Below are 22,322 nucleotides of genomic sequence, written 5' to 3'. Positions count from 1 at the left end.
GGCCTTCGCTTCCTGACTCGAAGGTGACCGATCGCGGACAAGCCCCGGTGGCCGAGCTTCACGGCGTCGGGCCGCAGGTGGCCTCGCGCCTCAAGGCGCTGGGGATCACCTGCGAACTCGACCTGCTTTTCCACCGGCCGCTGCGCTACGAGGACCGCACGCGCATCGTGCCGCTGGGGCGGGTTCGACCGGAAACGCGCGTCCAGGTCGAAGGCCGCGTGGTCCACCAGGAGGTCGTGCAACGCCGCCGCCGCATGCTGCTGGTAACCCTGGCCGACGATACCGGTCAGCTCACGCTGCGCTTCTTTCGTTTTTTCCCGTCGCAGCTGCGCATGTACCGTGAAGGTAACCGGGTGCGTTGTTTCGGCGACGTGCGCTTCGGGCCGCAGGGCTTCGAAATGGCCCATCCGCAGGCCCAGGTGCTGGGCAAGGGCGAGCCGCCGCCCCTGCCGAAGCACCTGACGGCCATCTACCCGGTGACGCAGGGGCTGGCACAGGCGACCCTGGCGAAGATCATCGACGCCGCGGTCGATCGACTCCTGGACGGTGAGATCCGGCTCGCCGATCCGCTCGGCTCGAGCGAGTCGCCGCCCCTCCAGGAGGCGCTTCGAATCATCCACCGGCCCGGCCCCGAGGAGAATCTGGATGCCCTGATCGACGGCCACCATCCGGCCGTGCAGCGCCTGGCCACCGAAGAGCTGCTGGCCCATCACCTGGCCCTGACCCGGCTCAACCAGGCGCGAGCGCGCCAGCGCGCGTATGCGCTGAAACCCGACGAGGCCCTCCAGGAAAAGCTGCTCGGGGTCGTCGGCTTCGAGCCGACGGGCGCCCAGCGCCGGGTAGTCGGCGAGATCATGGAAGATCTCGGAGCCGAGCGCCCGATGCGTCGTCTCCTGCAGGGCGATGTCGGCTCGGGCAAGACCCTGGTGGCCGCCTTCGCCCTGCTGGCCGCCGCGGCCAGCGGGCGCCAGGCCGCCATCGTCGCGCCGACGGAGATCCTGGCCGAACAGCACTACCGGACCCTGTCGCAGTGGCTCGAGCCGCTGGGCATCGAGCCGGTCTGGCTGGCGGGCAAGGTCAAGGGCAAGGCGAGACGCGAAGCCCTGGCGCGGCTGGCGGGCGAGGCCAGCATCGCCATCGGCACGCACGCCCTGTTTCAGGAGGGCGTCGAATTCCGGGACCTGGCCCTGATCGTCGTCGACGAACAGCACCGTTTCGGCGTCCACCAGCGCCTCGCCCTGGCGGCCAAGGGCAGCGAGGGCGTGCGCTCGCCGCATCAGTTGGTGATGACGGCCACGCCGATTCCGCGCACCCTGGCCATGACCGCGTATGCCGGCCTGGATATTTCCGTGATCGACGAGCTGCCGCCGGGGCGAAAGCCCGTCACCACGGTCGTGCTCAGCCAGGGCCGGCGCGAGGAGATCGTCGAGCGGCTGCGCCGGGCGCTCGGCGAGGGCCGTCAGGCTTACTGGGTCTGTCCGCTGATCGAGGAGTCGGACGTGCTGGAGGCGCAGGCGGCCGAAACCACTGCCGAGGAATTGTCGGCGGCCCTGCCGGAGTTCAGCGTCGGGCTGATCCACGGTCGCATGAAGCCGGCCGACAAGCAGGCCGTGATGGATGCCTTCGCCTCCGGCAAGACCGCCCTGCTGGTCGCCACGACGGTGATCGAAGTCGGCGTCGACGTGCCCAACGCCAGTTTGATGATGATCGAGAACGCCGAGCGGCTCGGGCTATCGCAGCTTCACCAGCTGCGCGGCCGGGTCGGGCGCGGCAGCGAGCAGGCCGCCTGCGTGCTGATCTACAAGCCGCCGCTGGGCGAGACGGCCAGGAAGCGCCTGGAGACCATGCGCGAGACGACCGACGGCTTCGTTATTGCCGAAAGGGATCTCGAGCTGCGCGGCCCCGGTGAAGTGTTGGGCACGCGCCAGACGGGCATGCTGCGCTTCCGGGTCGCCGACCTGGCCCGAGACGCGGACCTGCTCGAGCCGGTCAAGTCGCTGGCGGAGTCCCTGGATGTCGCCGGCGCCGATGTCGTTATCGAGCGCTGGCTGGGCGGTGCGGAGCAGTTCGTGGATGTCTGAGGTTCAGGTTTCAGGTTTCAGGTTTCAGGTTTCAGGTTTCAGGGTTCCGGGCTAGTTGCTCACTCCGTCTCTGCCAGGCGTAGCACGAACTCCGTGAGGTACCAGGTCGTGGTCGCTTCGAAGGCCGAGTCGCTCAGTCCGTAGACCCAGATTCGGCCGGTTTCGTCGCTGGTGACCGAGAATTCCTGGCCGGTGGTGGAAACGCGCTTGAGCCGCCAGGGCGCGTCCGTGCCGGTGCAGAAGGACTCGTCGGCGCCGTTGGCCATGTTGCCCGCGCTCAGCGCGCGCTCGCCCGGGTTGGCCTGCTGGCCCAGGTCGATGCTCGCGCGCCGGTAGTCGTCGACGATTACGGCGCCGGGTTGCTCGCCGGCGGCCCCCAGTCGCATGAAGACCGATTCGCCGGGCGAGCCGCCCACGCCGCTGCAGCCGCTGGGTTCGTTGGTGGCGAACTGCATTTCCAGCTCGACGTCGTAGCGCGTGTTCGGCTCGAGGCCGTCGACGGGCCGCATGAGCACCATCATCAGGTCGTCGGAGGCGTTGTTGCCGCTGATCCGCAGGCCGTGCTTCGCTCCCCAGGGTTCGGGCAGCGGCTCGACGCCGGACGCCAGGTCGAACTGGTCCTCTCTGCCGACCGGGTAGTCCAGGAACAGGGCCTCGAAGCCCGATGAACCTGCCGTCGGAGTCCAGCGCCGCTGCTGCGGCCAGGGGCCCGGTTCGCTGCAGTTCAGGCCGTCGATCTGCGTGAGCCGCTCGAGCGGAAATTCGGCCGGCTGGTAGATGCCTTCCTCCGGGGTGTAGGAAAAGGCGGCGCTGTTGCAGCCGGTGCGGCGGAAGACGATCCGGCCCCAGAGCTCGCCTTCGATCTCGCCGGCGTCGAAATCCGGCGGGAAGCGGGTGCCGTCGTAGCGGTGGAGTTCGGCGCGGATTGTGTCGCCCTCGATGCTGCCGTTGCCGATCAGCCAGAGCGGGCGGCCCTCGGCGTCGAAGGTGTACCAGGCCACGACGGCCCGGCTGAGATCGAGGATTTCGATCTGCAGCCCGTGGCCGGGCTGCTGCGGGTAGTACCAGTTGCCCGTGACGTCGGCCTCGATCGGCCGGCCGTGGGCCGTCGTCGCGAGCAGAAGCGTGGTCAGGACGAGCGTCTTGCAGGTGCAGCGGATCACGGCGATCCTCCGTGTGCGAACAGCCCCTTGAGGAGCCGACCCTAGCCGAAGGCCCGGGAGCCGTCAACGCAACGGGGTCGGCGCATCCGCTTCAGCGCCTGAGTTGGTGATGGGGCGTGCGAAACCACAGCACGATGCTGACGAGCAGGCCGGCCACAGACAGCCAGACCAGGTGGCGCCAGATCGTGCTCATCGATCCGACGATTTCCATGTCGGCGACGTAGACCGTCTCGCAGGCGCCGTCGCCGGTGTCGGTGCGCGTGGTGCTCGTGCTGCGGAACGGGCCGCCGGGCTCGCCGTACTCGGCCAGCCAGCCGCTGAAGCGGACCTGGTCGCCCACCTCGAGTTCCTCGATGACCTCGCGCACCCGCGGCGAGTCGGTGATCAGGTGGTTGTTGGAGAGCTTGTTCTTGTCGAAGCGCCGCCAGGCCGTTTCGTTGCGGGTCGAGAAGGTGCAGGTGAATTCGCCGTTCCAGAAATCGAAGGCGTTGAGGTCCACGTCGGTGGCGTTGTCGCCCCAGACCACGCAGACGTCGGCGACGTTGATGAAGTCGTTCCAGCGCTTGTGCAGCCCGTAGTCCTGCGAAAAGCGCTTGAAGGAGACGACCAGCCCGGTCAACTCGTAGCGGTACTTCGGGCGCACGATGTAGTCGACGTCGTTGGCGTGCGTGGTGAACTCCGGCTCGTCGACGGGCGACTGGCGGGGCTCGTCGGCCACGGCCGGGTGGATCCACATGTCCGAATCGAAGTTGTCGCGGTTGCTCCAGGCGGTCACCAGCAGGATGACACTGCCGAAGAACAACCAGGAAACGATTCGTCGACGGGACAGCACGGGCGCCCTCCGGGTGGCTGAAGAATGGAACTGGACCGCCGATCATTATCCACGCCGCCCGGGGGGCGCGAAAGAGGACAGCGGCTCGGGCAGCAGTGCACACGGCGCCTTGATCTCGCCTACCCGATCATGGAAGCCGTTTGAGCAATATGCGATACTACGGAGTTCCGTACGGCGCGGTACTGTGCCCGCGTGCGTCGTCCGGATTTCCCGTCAACGTTTCCTAAGGAGAGCCCAGGTGACTGAACGCAAACTCACCCTGACTGATCACGAATCCGGAAAGACCCTCGACCTGCCGGTCGTCGCCGGCACCGAAGGCGACCCGACCCTGGATATCAGCAGGCTGCATTCCGAACTGGGCTACTTCACCTACGATCCGGGCTACGGCGCAACGGCCAGCTGCAAGAGCGACATCACCTACATCGACGGCAACGAAGGCATTCTGCGCTACCGCGGCTATCCGATCGAGCAGCTGGCCGAGAACTCCAGCTTCCTGGAAGTCGCCTACCTGCTGCTCTACGGTGAGTTGCCGACCAGCGACCAGTTCGCGGCCTTCGACCGCGACATCACGTACCACACGATGGTCCACGAGAAGGTCAACAACTTCATCTCGGGCTTTCACTACAACGCGCACCCGATGGCCATCCTCTCGGGCGTGGTCGGCTCGATGGCGGCCTTCTACCACGACAAGCTCGATGTCAACGACCCCGAGCAGCGCGACCTGGCCGCCAAACGCCTGATCGCCAAGATGCCGACCATCGCCGCGGCGGCCTACCGCCACTACATGGGCTGGCCCAGCGCCTACCCGCGCAACTCGCTGAAGTATTCCGAGCGTTTCCTGCACATGATGTTCTCGGTGCCCGCCGAGGACTACGAGGTCAACCCGGTCGCCGCCAAGGCGCTGGACCTGCTGTTCATCCTGCACGCCGACCACGAGCAGAATGCCTCGACCTCCACGGTGCGCCTGGTCGGCTCCACGGGCGCCAACCCTTACGCCTGTACCGCCGCCGGCATTGCCGCGCTGTGGGGGCCGGCCCACGGCGGCGCCAACGAAGCCGTGCTCAACATGCTCAACGAGATCGGCAGCGTCGACCAGGTCGGCAAGTACGTCGAGAAGGCCAAGGACAAGAACGATCCGTTCCGCCTGATGGGCTTCGGGCATCGCGTCTACAAGAACTTCGACCCGCGCGCGACGATCATCCGAAAGGCCTGCCACGAGGTGCTCGACGACCTGGGCCAGGCCGACCCGCTGCTCGACCTGGCCATGGAGCTCGAGAGGATCGCCCTGGAGGACGACTACTTCGTCGAGCGCAAGCTCTACCCCAACGTCGACTTCTATTCGGGCATCATCTACAAGGCACTCGGTATCCCGACGAGCATGTTCACCGCCATGTTCGCCATCGGCCGCACCGTCGGCTGGGTCAGCCAGTGGCTCGAACAATCCGCCACGCCCCATCGCATCGGCCGCCCCCGCCAGGTCTACACCGGCGCGGGCGAACGCGACTATGTGCCGATAGAGCGCAGGAACTAAAAGGATTTTCTCGCAAAGGCGCAAAGGCGCCAAGGGCGCAAAGGAAGTGAAAAGAGAATTGAATCGGGTCTGAAACGGTTACCATCGGCTCGGCGTTGCCGCACTATTCAATCTCTTTGGGTTTTCGTCTTTCTTTGCGTTCATCGCGCCTTAGCGCCTTTGCGAGAAGCCAAGCAGCACGCCATAACTAACGCCCCTGATCCACGGGACTCGACCACGCGACCAGGCGCCTAACCTCAGAGGAACAGATCGGGCAGCAGTTCTTTGCCCGGCTCGACGGCGTACTGGTCGAGGTCGGTGACGCCCATCTTCCCGAGCACGTCCTCGTCGATGAAGAAGTTGCCGGTGACTTCCCGCGAGGGCTGCGCCAGGATCCAGTGGGCGGTGTCGGCCAGGATTTCGGGCTTGCGGCAGTTTTCCGGTTTCACGGCGTCGCCGAGCATCGCCAGGGCGGCGGTGGCAATGACCGTCTTCGGCCACAGGGCGTTGACCGCGATGCCGCGATCGCGGAATTCTTCGGCCATGCCCAGCACGCACATGCTCATGCCGTACTTGGCCATGGTGTAGGCGACGTGCGGCGCGAACCACTTGGGGTCCATGTTGAGCGGCGGCGAGAGGTTCAGGATGTGCGGGTTGCCGGCTTTCTCCAGGTAGGGCAGGGCGGCCTGGGAGCACACGAAGGTGCCGCGCGTGTTGACGCTGTGCATCAGGTCATAGCGCTTCATCGGCACGTCCGGCGTCGGCGCCAGGTAGATGGCCGAGGCGTTGTTGATCAGCACGTCGATGCCGCCGAAAGTCTCGGCCGTTGTGGCCATGGCTTCGGCCACCGCCGTCTCGTCGCGGATGTCGACCTTCAGCGGCAGCGCCCGGCCGCCGGCTTTCTCGATTTCCTCGGCGGCCGTGTGGATGGTCCCGGGAAGCTTCGGGTGCGGCCGGTCGGTCTTGGCCGCGACGGCCACGTTGGCGCCGTCGGCGGCGGCCTTCAGCGCGATGGCGAGCCCGATGCCGCGCGATGCGCCCGTGATGAAAAGGGTCTTGCCCTCAAGCGATGCGGTCATGGTTTCATGGTTCCTCAATGGCAGGCTGAGAGCATATCCTAATGGCCACACCCCGCATTCGCACGGCCCAGCGCTGAAGCACCCGGCATGGAATCGAGCCTGATCGACCGAATCTTCGAGCTGGTCCAGTCCCATTCGGGCTGGCTCATCACCCTGTCCGCGGTGTTCGCCTATCTGGAGTCCCTGGCGGTGCTGGGCCTGCTGCTCCCCGGTGTGATCCTGCTGTTCATCATCGGCGCGGTGGTCAGCGGCGACCTGTCGCTGTTCCTGTGGTGCTGGCTGGCGGCCTTCGCCGGCGCGCTCGGCGGCGACTGGACCAGCTACTGGGTGGGGCGTCACTATCGCGACCGCATCGACGGCTGGCCGCTGCTGAGGCGCCATCCCGACCTGATGGCACGTGCGCGTGCTGCTGTGGCGCGGCACGGCGGCAAGGGTGTCTTTGTCGGGCGCCTGCTGGGCCCGACGCGCCCGATCAGCGCGCTGATCGCCGGCGCCATGAGCCTGCCGCCGCGCACGATGCTGTTGGCGACCATCCCGGCCTGCGCCGTGTGGGTGCCGATCTACATGCTGCCCGGCCTGTTGTTCGGCGCCTCGCTGGAGCTGGCCGCGGAGTTTGCCGGACGGCTCGTTCTGGTGCTCGTGCTGCTGCTGGTCGTTCTGTGGGCCGTGATCTGGACCACCCGCGTGGTCTATGCCTATACGGCGCGCCGCAGCGGCTGGTGGCTGCGCAGCCTGATCCGCTGGACCAGTGAGCACCCTCTGCTCGGACGCTGGGTCCAGCCGCTGTTCGGCGGCTCGGGCCGGCGTGAGCTCCTGTCGGTGGCGCTGCTGGGCCTGTTCCTGGTCGCCTGCCTGGCGGTGCTCCTGGGCGTGCTCGTGGCCGCGCCCTTTGCCGCCGGTACCCTGGATGCCGAACGCCAGCTGGCGTCGATGGCGACGAGCCTGCGCAACCATGTCGCCGATCCGGTGATGATCGTCATCGCGCTGGCCTCGGACCTGCGCGTGCTGGCCCTGGTGGCCGGCGGCATGGCCCTGCTGATGCTCGCGCTCGGGCGAGCCAACGCGGCGGCTCACTGGCTGGCCGCCACCGCCGGCGGCTGGCTGCTCGCCGAACTGCTCAACGGGTGGTTCGGGTTTCTCTTTCCCGCGCCGGGTGCGGCGCCCGGCTACGGCGAGGTTCCCCACCGGGGACTGACGCTGACCACCGTGGTGCTGGGCTTCTTCGCCGTGATGGTCGCCAAGGATATCCGCGCCTCGAGGCGCAAGTGGGCCTACCTGGTCAACTCGGTCTTGCTGGCGCTGGTCTCCTTCGCCAATTTCTACCTGGGCCTGGCCACGCCGCTGGGCGTGGTGGCCGCGCTGGCCCTGGGCGGCGGTTGGCTCGCCCTGGTGGGAATCGGCTATCGGCAGCGCGCGCTCCCGCGCCGCCATCCGGGCATGCTGGCCCTGTGTTTCTACGGCCTGCTCGTGGCCGTGACGACTTTCCAGGCCGTTGGCGGGTACCAGGCCCTGGCCGAGGCTACCCGCCTGGAGCTACCGCAACAATCGATGTCGGTCGACCAATGGCGGACGGGCGGCTGGCGGGCCCTGCCCGAGGTTCGCTCGCGTCTGGGCAGCGACCGCACGCAGCGCTTCGATTTCCAGTACGCGGGCTCGCGGGACTGGCTGGCAGAGCGTCTGGGCGAGGCGGGCTGGCGTCGCCCCGAGGTCCGCTCCCTGCGCTGGTCGTCCGTGCTGAGCGCACGCCCCCGACCCGAGCGCATGCCGCACCTGCCGAAGGACTTTGCCGGCAAGCCCGAGAGCCTGACATTGATCCGTGACCGCCGGGATGGCCGTCGCGAGGTGCTTCGTCTGTGGGCTTCCGGGGCCACGCTCGAAGACGCCGGCCGACCGGTCTGGCTCGGCCAGGTGCGTATCGAGGCGCTCGACGATATCCTGGGCCTGTTCAACCGCTGGCGCGATACCGGCGAGGGGCAGGCGGCCATGCAGGCGCTCGAGCGCTCGCTCCACGAGATCGAGCTTCCGGCCGTGGGGGAGCGGCGGCTTCGCTTGATTCGTCAGCCGTCCTCGTCTTCGTCGGCGTCGTGAAGCAGGCTGATCAGGCCTTCGAGCCGGGCGACCGGGTCGGTCATCTCCAGCAGGGCCTGGGCATGCTCTTCCGGCAGGGCCAGGCTGGCCGCCAGCGTGCGCCCCAGGCTGCTGGCATCCTCGATATCCACTTCGAAATGGTCGGCCAGGTCGCGATGGCGCATCAGTTCCTGCATCAGGGTCTGCAGTGCGCCGCAGCGCGGCGGCACGGGCACGGCCGGCTCCGGCGGCAGCCAGTCGACCTCGCCGAGCAACAGTCCGTCGTCGCGGGCGCGGGTCTCGCGGATCAGGAAGCGGCGCTGGCCCCGGCAGGTCACGCCGAGCAGGCCGTCTTCGAGCTGGTCGAAATCAACCATCATCGCCTCGGTGCCGATGCGTGCGTGCCTGGCGCGGCCTTCTTCCTCGGCCGGCCAGGCGCAGACCACGCCGAAGCCCGTCCCGGAGCGGGCGCAGTCGCGCACCATGTCGAGATAGCGCTGCTCGAAGATGCGCAGGCTCAGCGGCGCGCCGGGAAAAAGAACGGTCTTGAGCGGAAAAAGGGGAAGTTGCTCTCGGCTCATTCCAGGCTCTCGAAGAATCGCCGCGGCGCGTTCTCGAAACCGCGGTTGCTCATGAAGATCACGTGGTCGCCGGGCCGGGCCTCGGCCAGCAGATCCTCGAGCAGGTTGTCCACCCGGCTGCGGGCGCGGCCCTGCCCGCCGGATTTCTCGATGACATCGAGCGGGTCCCAGTCCATGCCGTCGGAACTGCGCAGCCACACGAAATCGGCCGCGGTCAGTGCCGAGGGCAGGTCGGCAACATGAAAGCCGGCGCGCATCGTGTTGCTGGCCGGCTCGAGCGCCACCAGAATTCTCGCGTTGCCGACGGCGCGGCGCAGGCCCTCGAGGGTCAGGCGGATGGCCGTGGGGTGGTGGGCGAAATCGTCGTAGACATGGATGCCGGCGCGCTCGCCGACCAGCTCCAGGCGCCGCTTCACGCCGCCGAACTTCGCAAGCGCCTCGATGGATTTCGTCGGCTCGACTCCGGCAGCCTCGGCAGCAGCGATGGCCGCCAGGGCGTTGAGCGCGTTGTGCCGGCCCGTCATAGGCCATTCCAGCGTGCCCACGGGTTGCCCGGCGTATTGAATGGCGAGCCTGCGCCCGGCCGGCTCCTCGAGCGCGACTTGCCACTCGCCCACGCCCTGCTCGGCCAGGCCGAACCCCGAGACCGGGGTCCAGCAGCCGCGATCCAGTACGGACTTCAGGTTGCCGTCGGCCGCATTGACGACCAGGCGGCCATTGCCCGGGATCGTGCGCACCAGGTGATGGAACTGCGTCTGTATGGCGGCCAGGTCGGGGTAGATATCGGCGTGGTCGAATTCCAGGTTGTTGAGAACGGCGATGCGCGGGCGGTAGTGCACGAACTTGGCGCGCTTGTCGAAGAAAGCCGTGTCGTATTCGTCGGCCTCGACCACGAACAGGTCCTCGCCGGTTCGGGCGGAGACGCCGAAGTCGACCGGCATGCCGCCGATCAGGAAGCCGGGGTTCATGCCGGCATGCTCCAGGATCCAGGCCAGCATGCTCGCGGTGGTGGTCTTGCCGTGCGTGCCCGCTACTGCCAGCACCGTGCGGCGGCGCAGGTAGGTTTCCCCGAGCCAGCGTGGACCGGAGGCGAAGGGGATGTCGTTGTCGAGTACGTGCTCGACGGCCGGATTTCCGCGGCTCAGCGCGTTGCCGATGATGACCAGGTCCACGTCGGCGGGGATGTTGTCCGGCTCGTAGCCTTCTCGCAACGCGATGCCCAGCGCCTCGAGCTGCGTGCTCATCGGCGGGTAGACGTTCTCATCGGAGCCGCTGACTTCGTGGCCGTCGGATCGGGCCAGGGCCGCCAGCCCGCCCATGAAGGTGCCGCAAATGCCGAGAATATGGATTTTCACTGCCGTTGTGCTCGTTCGATCATGACAGGGGGCCTGCCAGGGTGGTTATGACGTACATCGACACTGCGAACAGTACCACTGCCACCGCCAGTCCTGCGGCAAAGGAAGTGTCGAGTGCATGGCGCCAGATATGACCGTCGATGGCGAAGGACCAGAAGAACAGGACCAGGCTGGCGACGGTCAGGATGGGGTCGGGGCTGGCGTTGGCGCCAGCGCCTTGCGCTGCTGCGGCGAGCGGCAGCGAGAGCAGTGAAAGCAGGCCGCTGGTGCCGAACAGCGCCGTGACCGTCTGGATCCAGCGGGCCGGGCGCCTGCGCAGCGCCAGTACAATGCGGGTCAGTACCAGCGGCAAGGCCACGGCCAGCAGCAGGATGCCCGCGGTGTTGCCCGGGCCCTCGCCGACCGACAGGGACAGCGCGGTGGCCGCGACGTAGAGGATCGTGGCCGCCAGGAGGGGGACGGTGCCGGCCGGCAGGTCCTGCGGGCCGCGCTTGAGCATCATGACGCCGACCAGGCGGGAGACGAATTCAGACATGGGCGAGCAGGGTTCGGACGTTCGAGTGGTTGACTGCCGGGGCATGGCCTGTCCGCAGCCCGTCTGGCACACGCGCGTGGCCATCGAGGAACTCGGGCCGGGCTCGGAACTCGAGGTGCTGGCCACCGATCCGATGGCGGAACTCGATCTCGCCGTTTTCTGCGAGCGAAGCGGCCACCGATTGCTTGAGGCGGTTACGCGCGACGGGGTGCTGCGCGCCAGGATTCGCGTCAGGCCAGCGCCGCCGCCAGACGCCGGTTGATCTCGTCGATCTCGCCGACGCCGTCGACGCGAACCAGCAGACCCTTTTTCGCATAGTGCTCGGAAATCGGCGCGGTCTTTTCGCGGTAGACCGCCAGGCGGTTGCGGATGACGTCCTCGGTGTCGTCCGAGCGGCCTTCTTCCTCGGCCCGCTTGGCCAGTCGCTCGACGATCTGTTCTTCATCGACGATGAGCTCCAGGGCGCGATCGATGGGCTGACCCAGGCGCTCGAGGAGGGCGTCCAGCGATTCGGCCTGGGCCTGGTTGCGCGGGTAGCCGTCCAGGATGAAGCCCGGCTCGACTTCCGGCTGGCCCAGCTTCTCCTCGATCAGGCCCAGCATCAGCTCGTCGGACACGAGTTCGCCGGCGTCCATGGCCGCCTTGGCCTTCTTGCCCAGTTCCGTGCCTTCGGCCACTGCCGCGCGCAGCAACTCACCGGTGGAGATGTGGGGAACGCCCAGTCTTTCCTTCAGGAGGGCGGCCTGGGTGCCCTTGCCGGAGCCGGGCGGGCCGAGCAGTACGATACGCATGGTTAGACGGTTGCGTTGGCGCAATGAGTGAATGGAATCAAGCCGACAAAGCTAACCCCGAAGGCCGGGGGTGTCAAATTGGGTTGGTTCGTTGGTGGGAGCGGGGTGCGAAAGGCGCACACGATGAAAATCGATCCGATATGCTTCCGAGATAGTCAGCAGCAGGGAGCAGACGCCATGCCCGGAAAGAACATCCTCTACGCCCAGTCCGGCGGCGTGACGCCGGTGATCAATGCCACCGCCGCGGCGGTGATCGAAACCGCGCGCGCCAATCGCGGCCGCGTCGGCAAGGTGTTCGCCGCCCGAGACGGCATCATGGGCGCGCTCGAGGAGCGCCTGATCGACACCGACAAGCTCAAGAAGTCGGAGGTGGCCGCGCTCCATCAAACGCCCGGCGGCGCATTCGGCTCCTGCCGCTACAAGCTCAAGTCGATCGAGGAGAACCAGCGCGAGTACGAGCGCCTGATCGAGGTGTTCAAGGCGCACGATATCGGCGTCTTCTTCTACAACGGCGGCAACGACTCGGCCGACACCGCCTGGAAGGTCTCCCAGATCGGCGACAAGCTCGGCTTTCACGTGCAGTGCATCGGCATTCCCAAGACCATCGACAACGACCTGGCCGTGACCGACAACTGCCCCGGCTTCGGCTCCGTGGCCAAATACGTGTCGGTGTCCATCCTGGAGGCCAGTCTGGACGTCATGGCAATGGCCTCGAGTTCGACGAAGGTCTTCATCATGGAAGTCATGGGCCGGCACGCGGGCTGGATCGCGGCGGCCGGCGGCCTGGCCTGCCGCGAGAAGGGTGATCCGCCTCAGGTCATCCTTTTCCCCGAGGTGCCTTTCGACCGCGACAAGTTTCGCGAGAAGGTCCGCAAGTCGGTCGAGACCAACGGCTATTGTTCGGTGGTGGTCTCCGAGGGCGCGCGCACGCCCGACGGCACCTTCCTGGCCGACGCGGGAACGACCGACGCCTTCGGCCACAAGCAGCTCGGCGGTGTCGCCCCGGTGGTCGCCGGCATGGTCAAGGAGGATCTCGGCTACAAGTGCCACTGGGCGGTCTGCGACTACCTGCAGCGTTCGGCGCGCCATATCGCTTCGGCGACCGATCTCGAGCATGCGCGCGCGGTGGGCAAGGCCGCCGTCGAATTGGCGATCGACGGGGGCTCGGGCGTGATGCCGGTCATCAAGCGCACGAGTGACCAGCCGTATCGCTGGAAGATCGAGGCCGCGCCCCTGTCGCGGATCGCCAACCACGAGAAGACCCTGCCGAAGAAATTCATTTCCGCCGACGGCTTCGGCATCACGCCGAGCTGCCGCGCCTACCTCGATCCCCTGATTCGCGGCGAGGCCTATCCCGCCTACCGCAAGGACGGCCTGCCGGACTACGTGCGACCCGAATTCGTCTACGTCGACCGCAAGCTCGAACCCTTCGAAGTCTGAGTCGCTGCGGGCGACCATTGGGAAAGCGCCGGAGAGCCTGCGCGGAGCATTGGAAAATCCGATCGGGATCGATTGATTCCGGGCCCGCAAGCCGCTAACCTGCCGGACCTTGATCATTGGCGAAAAAGCGGCGTTCCGATGTCTTCCAAACTGCAAGCGCTCAACGACTGGGTCGACCAGGTGGCCAACCACACCCGGGCGTCCCGGGTTCACTGGTGTGACGGTTCCGGAGACGAGAACCGCAAGCTGATCGAAGCGATGCTCGAGTCGGGGGATCTCGAGCAGCTCAACCCCGAGACGCACCCGGACTGCTACCTGCATCGCTCCGATCCGGCCGATGTCGCCCGCGTTGAGCACCTGACCTACGTATGCACCGAGCGCGAGGACGACGCCGGGCCCAACAACAACTGGATGGCCCCGGCCGAAGCGCACGCCCTGATGAACGGGCTGTTCGCCGGCTGCATGGAAGACCGCACCCTGTACGTCGTGCCCTACTGCATGGGGCCGATCGAATCGCCTTTCTCACGCTGCGGCGTGGAGATCACCGACAGCCCCTACGTGGTGGCGAACATGCGCCTGATGACGCGCATGGGCAGCGACGCCCTGGCGCGAATCGAGCGCGACGGCCGCTTCGTCAAGGGCCTGCATTCGACCGGCGACCTGGACCCGGACCGGCGCTACATCGTGCACTTCCCCGAAGAGCTCAGCATCCAGAGCTTCGGTTCGGGCTACGGTGGCAACGCCCTGCTGGGCAAGAAGTGCCATGCCCTGCGCATCGCCAGCTACCAGGCGCGCACCGAAGGCTGGCTGGCCGAGCACATGCTGATCGTCGGTATCCAGAATCCGGCGGGCGAGATTCGCTACGTCGCCGGCGCCTTTCCTTCCGCCTGCGGCAAGACCAACCTGGCCATGCTCATTCCGCCCGAGGCTTACCGCGAGGGTGGGTGGAAGGTCTGGACGGTCGGCGACGACATCTGCTGGCTGCACCCGGGCGAGGACGGACGGCTGTGGGCGATCAACCCGGAAGCCGGCTTCTTCGGCGTGGCACCCGGCACCAGTGCCAAGACGAACCCCAACGCACTGGCGATGCTCGACCGCGAAACCATCTTCACCAACGTCGCCGTCACCGAGGACAACCGGCCCTGGTGGGAAGGCCTGGGCGAAGGCAAGCCGGCCAAGGACTGGCGCGGCCGGGCCTTCGATCCCAAGCACGGGCCCGCCGCGCACCCCAACTCGCGCTTCACCGTGTCGATCAAGCGTTGCCCGAGCTACTCCGACCAGGCCGACAACCCCGACGGCGTGCCGATCGACGCCATCGTCTTCGGCGGCCGGCGCGCCAGCCTGGCGCCGCTGGTGCTCGAGGCCCACGACTGGACGCACGGCGTGCTGGTCGGCGCGGGCATGGCTTCGGAAACCACGGCGGCGGCCACCGGCCAGGTCGGCATCGTGCGACGCGACCCGATGGCCATGAAGCCCTTCTGCGGTTACCACTTCGCCGACTACTGGGCGCACTGGCTCGACGTCGGCGGCAAGCTGACCCGTCCCCCGAAGATCTTCCAGGTCAACTGGTTCCGCCGCGACGCCGGCGGCAAGTTCATCTGGCCGGGCTTCGGCGACAACATGCGCGTGCTCGAGTGGATCATGGCACGCTGCCGCGACGAGGCGGACGCGACCGACACGGCGGTCGGCAAGCTGCCCGATGCCGGGGCGATCAACCTCGAAGGTCTCGAAGAACGTCCCGACATGGAAGAGTTGCTGCGTATCGATCCGGCCGAATGGCGCGCCGAGATCGAGGCCATCGGCAAGCACCTCGAGTCCTTCGGCTCACGCGTGCCCTCGCAACTGCACGAGACGCTCGGCCGGATCCGCGAAGCCATCGGCTGATCGGCCGCGGCCCGCCTCGGTGGGTCACTGCCTCTCGGGGATGAAGGCCTTCTCCCGGATCCAGCGGGTGGCCAGCCATTTCTCGCCGGCGGTTACCGGCAGTCCGGCATGCAGGGTGCGCGACTCGATGTCGCCGTTTTCGTCCACGTTGCGGAAGACCAGGACCGTACCGGCGTCGGGCGCCACTTCCAGTCCCAGTTCCGGAAACGCCGTCGCGCCGCCCGCGTCCACGTCGTTGAGATAGGTCAGCAGGGTGTAGATGCGCTGGCCGCCCTGGCGCAGCGCCGTGCCGGATCCCGGTCGCGCCGGATCGAAATAGTCGTAGTGCGGCTTGTATTCGGTGCCGGGCGTGTACTGCAGCAGGATCAGCGGCTCGCCGTTGTGGATCGGGATGTCGACGGCGTCGTGAAGCCGCTCGAGCAGGTGCCAGGCGGTGACGTCGAGCAGTTCGGGCAGCAGGCAGGTCTCCCCGCTGGTGCGAATGCTGCTGCGGTCGATCGTGCCGGTGTCGCTGAGCACGCGCGAAGGTTCGATCATGGGACGTCCGCGCGCGATCAGGTGGGCGCGGGTCTCCACCGGCACGAATTCTTTCAGTAGTTCGATTCTCGGCGACTCGCTGAGCCGTTCTCGGGCCGCTTCGGGCGGCGCGCTTCGAGCCGAGGGGTCGATCTGCAGCTGCAGGGCGCGCGCGGCATCGCCGGCGCTGGCTTCCAGGCTGTCGCGCAGCGTTGCCGCCAACGGGTAGTCGGATCTTGCCGCCCGCTCCAGGCAGGCTCGGGCCAGCCCCGGGTCCTTGCCGACGTGCCGGCCTTCCATCAGCCACACGCCGAGCGTGAACCAGCCGCGCGGCATGCCCGCCTCGGCGGCGAGCTGCCAGGCGCGCAGGGCGCGGGCCGGGTTGCGCTCGAGGCCCAGCCCGTGTTCCAGACACCAGGCGGCGTCGTTGAGCGCCAGCATGTGACCGCGGCGCGCGGCCTCTTCGATCATGGCCGCGCCGCCTGCAAGGTCGGGCGCCAGGCCGCAGCCGGTCATCTTCAGCGTACCGAGGCGGTAGGCGGCTTCCACCGAGTCGCCGGCATGAGCGGACTGCAGCAGGTCGACGGCCCGCTCGAGATCGAACGACCCTTCACGGCCCTCGCACTGTCCGCTCAGGCACATCATGCCGAGCGCGGCGCGCGCTTCGGCCACGCCCTGAGCGTGCGCCCTGTCGAGCCAGGTCCAGGCCTGTTGGGGGTCGCGGCGACCGGCGTCGCCGTAGAGCCAGGCCAGGCCGAGATTGAATTGCGCCTCGGCCACGCCGGCCTCGGCCGCGCGGGTGATTTCGTTCAGGTCCGGTCCCTGGGGTGGGGTGCTGTTCATGCCGTCGATGATAGCCGTCGCCGGCGGGCAGTCTCAATCATTTCCGCTCGGCTGCGTTTCGTCCCCGAAAGCCTCGAGCAGCGGGGTGATGTGCTGCCGGAAGTTGCGCCAGCGACCGATGCTGGAGCGATAGATCGGCTGGCGGACCTGCCATCGGCTCGGCGTTGCGACGTCGCCCGCTCGCGTGTGGAAATCGAGGCAGGCGTCGTCCCAGGGCATGCCGATCCATTCAAGAAGGGGGCGCAGCGTCGCCTCCGGCGAATCGACCAGGGTTTCGTAACTTACGGAGCGGACCTGGTTGGGTAGAGCGCGCTTCCAGTGTTCGACCAGGTCGCGGTACTGGCGGTAGAAGAACACGAGGTCGTCGAGATCGGTCGAGAAGGCCTGGTCGGCGGCGAAGTTCTCGGAGAAGATCGACAGGCAGACGTCGCGCGGATCGCGTTCGCAAACGATGATGCGTGCCTGTGGGAACAATTGCGAAATGAGGCCGGCCTGGAAGAAGTTCAGCGGCGCCTTGTCGATCACGAAGCGCGGCTCGTCGCTTCCGCGTCGGCGGATCTCTTCGAAGAAGCGATCGACCATGCTCTGCAGCAATTCGACCGGGTAGACATCCTTGATCCCTTCCGGGTGATCGGGCCAGTCGGGTCGGCTTTGTTCGAGGGCGCGCGCGATCTGGCCGATCACCGGAAGCTCCCCGTAGCCGGCGGCCTGCGGGTGGGCGCCCAGCATTCTCTCCAGGAGTGTCGTGCCGCTGCGCGGCATGCCGACGATGAACAGCGGGACCCGGTCGGGTTGCTCCAGCTCGGGCGGGTTGGCCAGCAGTTCGGCGGCATAGCGCTCGATCTGGCGCTCGGCGTGAAGTTGCGCGCCCCTCCGGTCGAGGCCGCCGCTGAGTCGGCGGCGCAGTTCGTTGGCGCGGCGCCAGGCGTCGAAGGCGCCGTCGTAGTCGCCGCGCCGCTCCAGGGCGCGGCCCAGTGCGTAGCCGAGAACCGCTCTTTCATCGGCATCGAGTTGGCCGGCCGCCAGCATGCGGCGGGCGTCCTCGAGCCAGTCCTCGCGCAGCTCGTCGCGAGCCACGCGCAGCAGGCCGCCCATCGCGGCCGGCCAGCCGGGACGGATCCGAAGCGCGCTTCGGTAGGCCTCGATTGCCTCCGCTCGCTGTCCGGCGTCCTCGCGGGCCTGGGCCAGCAGAAGCAGAAGGCGCTCATTGCCCGGATGCCGGGCGCTTTCTCGTTCGAGAAGGGCGAGAGAGCGGTCCGGGCGGCCCAATTCGAAGAACAGTTCGGCCATGCGTGCGCTGGCCTGCCAGGGGCGCGGCTGGACGGCCGCCGCCCGGCCCAGCGCGTGCAGCGCACGGTCCGCCTGCCCGAGGCTCGCGTCGATTTCGGCCAGGCGCAGCCATATTCCGGCGTCGTCGACCCGGCGGGCGAGCGCCCGAAACAGCTCGTGCGCGCCTTCCAGGTCTCCCCGCTTCAAGCGGGCTTCGGCTTCCTGCGCGCGGCGGATGTCGTCTTGTCGGGGCTTTGTTTGCACGGTTGGATGTAGTGTGAAGAACAGGCGGTTCGTTCGGCTTCGTTGTACCGAGTATATTTAAGAGTACCAGTCGGTGTCGGGTGCGGGTGTGCGGCGGGAGTCGGCGACCGGGGCTGTGGCGGTCCGGGCACCGAAACTGGCCGGTCGAGTCGCCCCGAAATCTTCCGCAGGCCCCACCAATTCGGGCTTTCGGGCAGGTGTTTCAGGGCTTTACATGTCGTTAACAAGACCCTTTTCATTGCCAAACGATGGTGCTAGTATCGGCTCTGAGTCGGAGGCCGGGTCACTTCGGGCCGTGCGTCAGTGCGCCTGGCGTGGCGGGTTTTCCGCTCCGACACATTGCTGTCGATACTAGTATCGAATGCTTTAACCAGAAATCAAAAGACAATGGAGAGTCTGATGAAGCACAACCGTAACCCACTTGCCAAGGCAATCAACTACGCCCTCGGGGCGGGTATGATCGCCAGCCTGGCAATGACCGCTGCGCCGGTCGCTGCCCAGGACGACGATGAAGAGGCTGCAGACCTTGATCGCGTCCAGGTCACTGGTTCGCGTATTCAGCGCGCCGACGTGGAAGGTGCTCTTCCCGTTACCGTGATCGACCGCGAAGCCATCGAGCTGTCCGGCGAAACCTCGATTGCGGACCTGCTCCGCAACACCACCTTCAACTCGTTCGGTTCCTTCCGTCCGCAGTCCGGTTCCTCGGCGCAGAGCCACGGCGGCATCTCGCTGCGCGGCCTGGGCGGCAACCGCACGCTGGTCCTGATCGACGGCCGTCGTTTCCCGAAGAACCCGTTCATCGGTACCGGCCAGGACCTCAACGCCATCCCGCTGGGTGCTGTCGAGCGCATTGAAATCCTGTCCGACGGTGCCTCGGCCGTGTACGGTTCCGATGCCATCGGCGGTGTGATCAACATCATCACCCGCAAGGACTACGAAGGCGCCCAGATCAGCTACACCTACAGCAACCCGGAACGTGAAGGCGGCAAGCAGCGCGCCGGTCACGCCATGCTGGGCATCCAGAGCGACCGCGGCCGCATGCTGGCCGTTGCCTCCAAGAACTCGCGCGGCATCATCTTCGCCAACCAGCGTCCCTGGTCGGAGTCGACGGTCGCCAACCCGTTCTCGCAGGCTCGCAACCTCAGCCCGTACGGCAACAACTGGGTGCTGCTGGACGGCCCCAACGCCGGACAGGTTCAGTCCCCGGCGGGTGCCTGTGAGTCCCTGTCGCCGAACCTGTATCGTCTGACCGACGACACGTTCTGGGGCGGTGAAGGCTGCTTCTACGACTACACCACCGAGTCGGCCGACGAAGCCTCCATCGAGAACCAGTCGCTGCACGTCACCGGCGATTACATGATCAACGACGACTGGCGCGTCTACACCCGCCTGGAGAACACCCGCACGTTCTCCTTCGGTCGTTACGCGCCGCTGCCGGACTACGCCGTCCTCGACGCCGACTCCCCGGCCAATCCGTACGACTACCCGGCGGTTCTGTACCATCGCTTCCAGGCTCTGGGCCCGCGCGACAACACCGTCGAGTCCAACGTCCACTCCGGCCTGCTCGGCTTCGAAGGCCGTGTCGGCGGTGTCGACCTCGACTTCGGCGTCAACTACAGCCGCTACAAGGGCTACGACGTCGGCCGTAACTACGGCATGCGCTCGAACATGCAGGCATTCCTCGACAACGGCAGCTACGATCCGACCAACCCGTTCGGTGCCTCCGAGGACACCCTCAACGGCATGCGCGTGACCATCGCCCGTGAATCCGAGTTCGAAATCAAGGAGTTCTACGGTAGCGCTGGCATGGACATCGCCGAAATCGGCGGCGGCTGGATCCAGGCCGTGGTCGGTGCCGAGTACCGCGAAGAGACCTTCTTCGACCAGTACGACTCCCTGAGTGAAGCCGGCCTGGTCGGCGGCTCGGCCGGCAACAGCTCCTCGGGCGACCGTGACGTTTCGGCCCTCTACACCGAGTGGCTGTTCCCGCTCATGGACAACCTCGAGCTGACCGGCGCCGTTCGTTACGACGACTACTCCGACTACGGCGACGACATCAGCCCGAAGATCGCTCTGCGCTACCAGCCGACCGATTCCATCACGCTGCGCGCCAGCTACGCCGAGGGCTATGCCGCTCCGGACCTGACGCTGATCAACGCCAAGCGTGCCTTCTCGGCCGAGTTCGTGCGTGACTTCGTCCGCTGTGAGCAGCTGGGCGTTTCGCCGAACAACTGCCCGGAAATCCAGACCGACGCCTTCTCCATCGGTAACGGCGACCTGGATTCGGAAAACTCGAAGGGCTACGCCGCCGGTATCGCCTTCCAGGCGACCGAATGGCTCAGCGGCTCGGTTGACTTCTACCAGATCGAAATCGACAACCTGATCCGCACCATCGGCGCTCAGGAGCTGATCAACCTTGAAGTCGAAGGTCGTGCGTTCCCCGAAGGCCTCGGTGTATACCGTGACGCCAGCGGTGGTATCGACGAGATCATCTACGGCCCGGCCAACGAAGGCGACCTCGAGACCTCGGGTGTCGACGTCAACCTGCGTGCCAGCTTCGACTTCGGCGATGCCGGTATGCTGCGCTCCAACCTGCAGGTCGGTTACATCGACAAGTGGGAAATCTACTCGGAGCTGGATGACAACATCCCGAGCCCGGAAACCGTGGGTACGCTGGGCACGCCGCAGTTCCGCGCCAACCTGGACAACACCTACTCCATCGGTGACTTCCGGTTTGCCTGGAACCTCCACCACACCGACAGCACCTCCGAGCAGGTTCTGCTGAACGAAGCCGGCACCGCTCGCATCGAGCAGGGCCACGTTTCGTCCTGGACCCGTCATGACGTGACCGCCACCTGGTTCACGCCGTGGAACTCGGAACTGTCGCTGATCGTACGTAACGTTGCGGACCGCAATCCGCCGCTGTCGCCGTTCTTCTCGCGCAGCTACGCGTACAACTACTCGGACGGCTGGGGTCGTATCCCGTACATCCGGTACACCCAGAACTTCTGATCTGACGATCAGAGACGAGAAGTCGGCTTTCGAGCCGAGGAAAGGCCCGGGACTCCCGGGCCTTTCTTTTTTGGGGCTCAAAAAGTCGGCCTCCTCCGCGACCCCCGAGCGGTTAAGCTAGTCGCGGGTCAACGCCGCGCGTTTCAATGTCCGACAACTACAGCCACTGGAGCCGCTACTGGGCGAGGGGCTGCCTGACTTCCCTGCCGCAGGATTTCTCCGCCAACTACGACGGTGAGGTTGCCGCTTTCTGGCGAAGCCAGTTCGAACTGCTCCAGCCTGGCGCGAAACTGCTCGACGTGTGCACGGGCAACGGCGCCCTGGCCCTGCTGGCGGCTGCCTGGTCCCACGAAAGCGACATGCGCTTTTCGATCACCGGCGTCGATGCGGCGCGTATCGATGCCGAGGCGGTGCGAAGGGCGCATCCAGATGCGGCCAGCCGCATGGATGACATCCGCTTCATAGACGACACGCCGTACGAGCACGCCGACCTGCCGGCCGCTTCGTTCGACCTGGTCATGAGCCAATATGGCATCGAGTACTGCGACTGGCAGGCTGCAGCGGCTCAGAGCGAGCGGCTGCTTCGCCCGGGCGCACGCCTGGCCTTCGTCGCGCATACGCCCACCTCGGACATGATCGAAACGATGCGGCGAGAGTCGGACGAGTTCTCGGTGCTCGATGAACTCAGAGCGCTGGGTGTGTTGCGGCGTTTCGCCTCCGGCGAAATCCAGGCCGGCGAGTACCGGAGCGAATTCAACCGGATCGGGCCGGAACTGTTCGGTCGCTACAAGCAATCCGGTTCGGGGTTGTTCCGCTACGTTTTGACCATGGCCGACCAGACGCTGGGACTGAACGACAGCGCCCTGCAGCAGCAGCGCCCGGCCATCGACGCGGCCGTCAGGGAGTTGTCGGCCGCCCGTCAGCGCCTGTTGGACATGCTGGGCGTCAACGAGCGCATTTCCCGCCACCCGGACTGGACCGGCGCTTTCGAGGATGCGGGCCTGACTGGCGTCGAAAGCGGCGAATTGCATTATCGCGGCAGCCACCGCGTGGGCACCTTTCATGTCTTCGAGAAACCTCGGCGGACTTGACTTCGAGAT

At 66.7% G+C, this 22,322-nt stretch carries 17 protein-coding genes; 8 read left to right on the top strand and 9 right to left on the bottom strand.

Features of this window, described 5'->3' with window-relative positions; genetic code table 11:
• Positions 1–23: 23 nt before the first annotated feature.
• Positions 24–2,081: an ATP-dependent DNA helicase RecG gene (gene recG / locus DZC52_RS07810; RefSeq protein ID WP_116650568.1), complete on the top strand. Its 2,058-nt coding sequence runs from the start codon at positions 24–26 to the stop codon at positions 2,079–2,081.
• Between the two features lie 59 nt (positions 2,082–2,140).
• Here recG and DZC52_RS07805 read toward each other — a convergent pair whose 3' ends face one another.
• Together DZC52_RS07805 and DZC52_RS07800 are read right to left on the bottom strand one after the other, a co-directional pair.
• The gene (locus DZC52_RS07805; protein WP_116650567.1) at positions 2,141–3,244 is read right to left on the bottom strand and encodes a hypothetical protein; all 1,104 of its coding nucleotides are present in this window, start codon (positions 3,242–3,244) and stop codon (positions 2,141–2,143) included.
• A gap of 91 nt (positions 3,245–3,335) precedes the next feature.
• Entirely contained in the window at positions 3,336–4,076 is a 741-nt protein-coding gene (locus DZC52_RS07800) for a hypothetical protein (RefSeq protein WP_147307639.1), read from the bottom strand.
• Between the two features lie 238 nt (positions 4,077–4,314).
• On the opposite strand from DZC52_RS07800, the gene DZC52_RS07795 reads away from it, so the two are divergent.
• Positions 4,315–5,607 (top strand): citrate synthase, encoded by a 1,293-nt coding sequence (locus DZC52_RS07795; RefSeq protein ID WP_181918840.1) that lies wholly within the window; start codon positions 4,315–4,317, stop codon positions 5,605–5,607.
• A 236-nt stretch (positions 5,608–5,843) separates the two neighbouring features.
• On the opposite strand, the gene DZC52_RS07790 is transcribed toward DZC52_RS07795, so the two are convergent.
• On the bottom strand, positions 5,844–6,665 hold the full coding sequence (locus DZC52_RS07790; RefSeq protein ID WP_116650565.1) for an SDR family oxidoreductase: 822 nt from the start codon (positions 6,663–6,665) through the stop codon (positions 5,844–5,846).
• Between the two features lie 87 nt (positions 6,666–6,752).
• On the opposite strand from DZC52_RS07790, the gene DZC52_RS07785 reads away from it, so the two are divergent.
• Complete coding sequence (locus DZC52_RS07785) at positions 6,753–8,753, top strand: VTT domain-containing protein (protein ID WP_116650564.1); 2,001 nt, start codon at positions 6,753–6,755, stop codon at positions 8,751–8,753.
• Here DZC52_RS07785 and DZC52_RS07780 read toward each other — a convergent pair.
• The 3 genes from DZC52_RS07780 to DZC52_RS07770 are packed head-to-tail and all read right to left on the bottom strand — an operon-like array spanning position 8,723 to position 11,203.
• A complete protein-coding gene (locus DZC52_RS07780) occupies positions 8,723–9,313 on the bottom strand; it encodes an LON peptidase substrate-binding domain-containing protein (RefSeq protein WP_116650563.1) in 591 nt (196 codons plus the stop codon). The two genes, DZC52_RS07785 and DZC52_RS07780, sit on opposite strands and share 31 nt — an antisense overlap.
• Positions 9,310–10,668 carry a UDP-N-acetylmuramate:L-alanyl-gamma-D-glutamyl-meso-diaminopimelate ligase gene (gene mpl / locus DZC52_RS07775; RefSeq protein WP_116650562.1) on the bottom strand — a complete coding sequence of 453 codons (1,359 nt, stop codon included), beginning with the start codon at positions 10,666–10,668 and terminating at the stop codon, positions 9,310–9,312. Before mpl ends, DZC52_RS07780 begins: the two co-directional genes overlap by 4 nt.
• Positions 10,669–10,687: 19 nt before the next feature.
• Positions 10,688–11,203 carry a hypothetical protein gene (locus DZC52_RS07770; RefSeq protein WP_116650561.1) on the bottom strand — a complete coding sequence of 172 codons (516 nt, stop codon included), beginning with the start codon at positions 11,201–11,203 and terminating at the stop codon, positions 10,688–10,690.
• On the opposite strand from DZC52_RS07770, the gene DZC52_RS07765 reads away from it, so the two are divergent.
• Complete coding sequence (locus tag DZC52_RS07765; RefSeq protein ID WP_116650560.1) at positions 11,202–11,465, top strand: sulfurtransferase TusA family protein; 264 nt, start codon at positions 11,202–11,204, stop codon at positions 11,463–11,465. The two genes, DZC52_RS07770 and DZC52_RS07765, sit on opposite strands and share 2 nt — an antisense overlap.
• On the opposite strand, the gene DZC52_RS07760 is transcribed toward DZC52_RS07765, so the two are convergent.
• Positions 11,434–11,994, bottom strand: coding sequence for an adenylate kinase (locus DZC52_RS07760; protein WP_116650559.1), 561 nt, complete (start codon positions 11,992–11,994; stop codon positions 11,434–11,436). The two genes, DZC52_RS07765 and DZC52_RS07760, sit on opposite strands and share 32 nt — an antisense overlap.
• 177 nt (positions 11,995–12,171) lie before the next feature.
• Here DZC52_RS07760 and DZC52_RS07755 point away from each other — a divergent pair, with 177 nt between their 5' ends.
• Together DZC52_RS07755 and DZC52_RS07750 are read left to right on the top strand one after the other, a co-directional pair.
• On the top strand, positions 12,172–13,434 hold the full coding sequence (locus DZC52_RS07755) for a 6-phosphofructokinase (RefSeq protein WP_116650558.1): 1,263 nt from the start codon (positions 12,172–12,174) through the stop codon (positions 13,432–13,434).
• Positions 13,435–13,572: 138 nt separating this feature from the next.
• The gene (locus DZC52_RS07750) at positions 13,573–15,318 is read left to right on the top strand and encodes a phosphoenolpyruvate carboxykinase (GTP) (protein WP_116650557.1); all 1,746 of its coding nucleotides are present in this window, start codon (positions 13,573–13,575) and stop codon (positions 15,316–15,318) included.
• A gap of 24 nt (positions 15,319–15,342) precedes the next feature.
• Here the strand turns inward: DZC52_RS07750 and DZC52_RS07745 are convergent, their stop codons facing one another.
• Both DZC52_RS07745 and DZC52_RS07740 read right to left on the bottom strand, forming a co-directional pair.
• Positions 15,343–16,677, bottom strand: a complete 1,335-nt coding sequence (locus DZC52_RS07745) for a 2OG-Fe(II) oxygenase (protein ID WP_116650556.1) — start codon at positions 16,675–16,677, stop codon at positions 15,343–15,345.
• A 33-nt stretch (positions 16,678–16,710) separates the two neighbouring features.
• The gene (locus DZC52_RS07740) at positions 16,711–18,210 is read right to left on the bottom strand and encodes a tetratricopeptide repeat-containing sulfotransferase family protein (RefSeq protein WP_116650555.1); all 1,500 of its coding nucleotides are present in this window, start codon (positions 18,208–18,210) and stop codon (positions 16,711–16,713) included.
• 399 nt (positions 18,211–18,609) lie between these two features.
• On the opposite strand from DZC52_RS07740, the gene DZC52_RS07735 reads away from it, so the two are divergent.
• Entirely contained in the window at positions 18,610–21,222 is a 2,613-nt protein-coding gene (locus tag DZC52_RS07735; protein ID WP_181918839.1) for a TonB-dependent receptor plug domain-containing protein, read from the top strand.
• Positions 21,223–21,368: 146 nt separating this feature from the next.
• On the top strand, positions 21,369–22,313 hold the full coding sequence (locus tag DZC52_RS07730) for a class I SAM-dependent methyltransferase (protein WP_116650553.1): 945 nt from the start codon (positions 21,369–21,371) through the stop codon (positions 22,311–22,313).
• The last annotated feature ends 9 nt before the right edge of the window (positions 22,314–22,322 follow it).

Source organism: Wenzhouxiangella sediminis (assembly GCF_003410055.1).
GTDB classification, from domain to species: Bacteria; Pseudomonadota; Gammaproteobacteria; order Xanthomonadales; family Wenzhouxiangellaceae; genus Wenzhouxiangella; species Wenzhouxiangella sediminis.
Note: the sequence above shows the minus strand (reverse complement) of the source record. Positions and strands in the feature narration are given on the sequence as shown.

Excerpts from the sequence above, each read along its gene's own strand:
- DZC52_RS07760 (WP_116650559.1), bottom strand. The coding sequence starts at position 11,994 with ATGCGTATCGTACTGCTCGGCCCGCCCGGCTCCGGCAAGGGCACCCAG.
- DZC52_RS07735 (WP_181918839.1), top strand. The coding sequence starts at position 18,610 with ATGAAGCACAACCGTAACCCACTTGCCAAGGCAATCAACTACGCCCTC.
- DZC52_RS07790 (WP_116650565.1), bottom strand. The coding sequence starts at position 6,665 with ATGACCGCATCGCTTGAGGGCAAGACCCTTTTCATCACGGGCGCATCG.
- DZC52_RS07745 (WP_116650556.1), bottom strand. The coding sequence starts at position 16,677 with ATGAACAGCACCCCACCCCAGGGACCGGACCTGAACGAAATCACCCGC.
- DZC52_RS07750 (WP_116650557.1), top strand. The coding sequence starts at position 13,573 with ATGTCTTCCAAACTGCAAGCGCTCAACGACTGGGTCGACCAGGTGGCC.
- DZC52_RS07765 (WP_116650560.1), top strand. The coding sequence starts at position 11,202 with ATGGGCGAGCAGGGTTCGGACGTTCGAGTGGTTGACTGCCGGGGCATG.
- DZC52_RS07780 (WP_116650563.1), bottom strand. The coding sequence starts at position 9,313 with ATGAGCCGAGAGCAACTTCCCCTTTTTCCGCTCAAGACCGTTCTTTTT.
- DZC52_RS07730 (WP_116650553.1), top strand. The coding sequence starts at position 21,369 with ATGTCCGACAACTACAGCCACTGGAGCCGCTACTGGGCGAGGGGCTGC.
- DZC52_RS07755 (WP_116650558.1), top strand. The coding sequence starts at position 12,172 with ATGCCCGGAAAGAACATCCTCTACGCCCAGTCCGGCGGCGTGACGCCG.
- DZC52_RS07785 (WP_116650564.1), top strand. The coding sequence starts at position 6,753 with ATGGAATCGAGCCTGATCGACCGAATCTTCGAGCTGGTCCAGTCCCAT.
- DZC52_RS07770 (WP_116650561.1), bottom strand. The coding sequence starts at position 11,203 with ATGTCTGAATTCGTCTCCCGCCTGGTCGGCGTCATGATGCTCAAGCGC.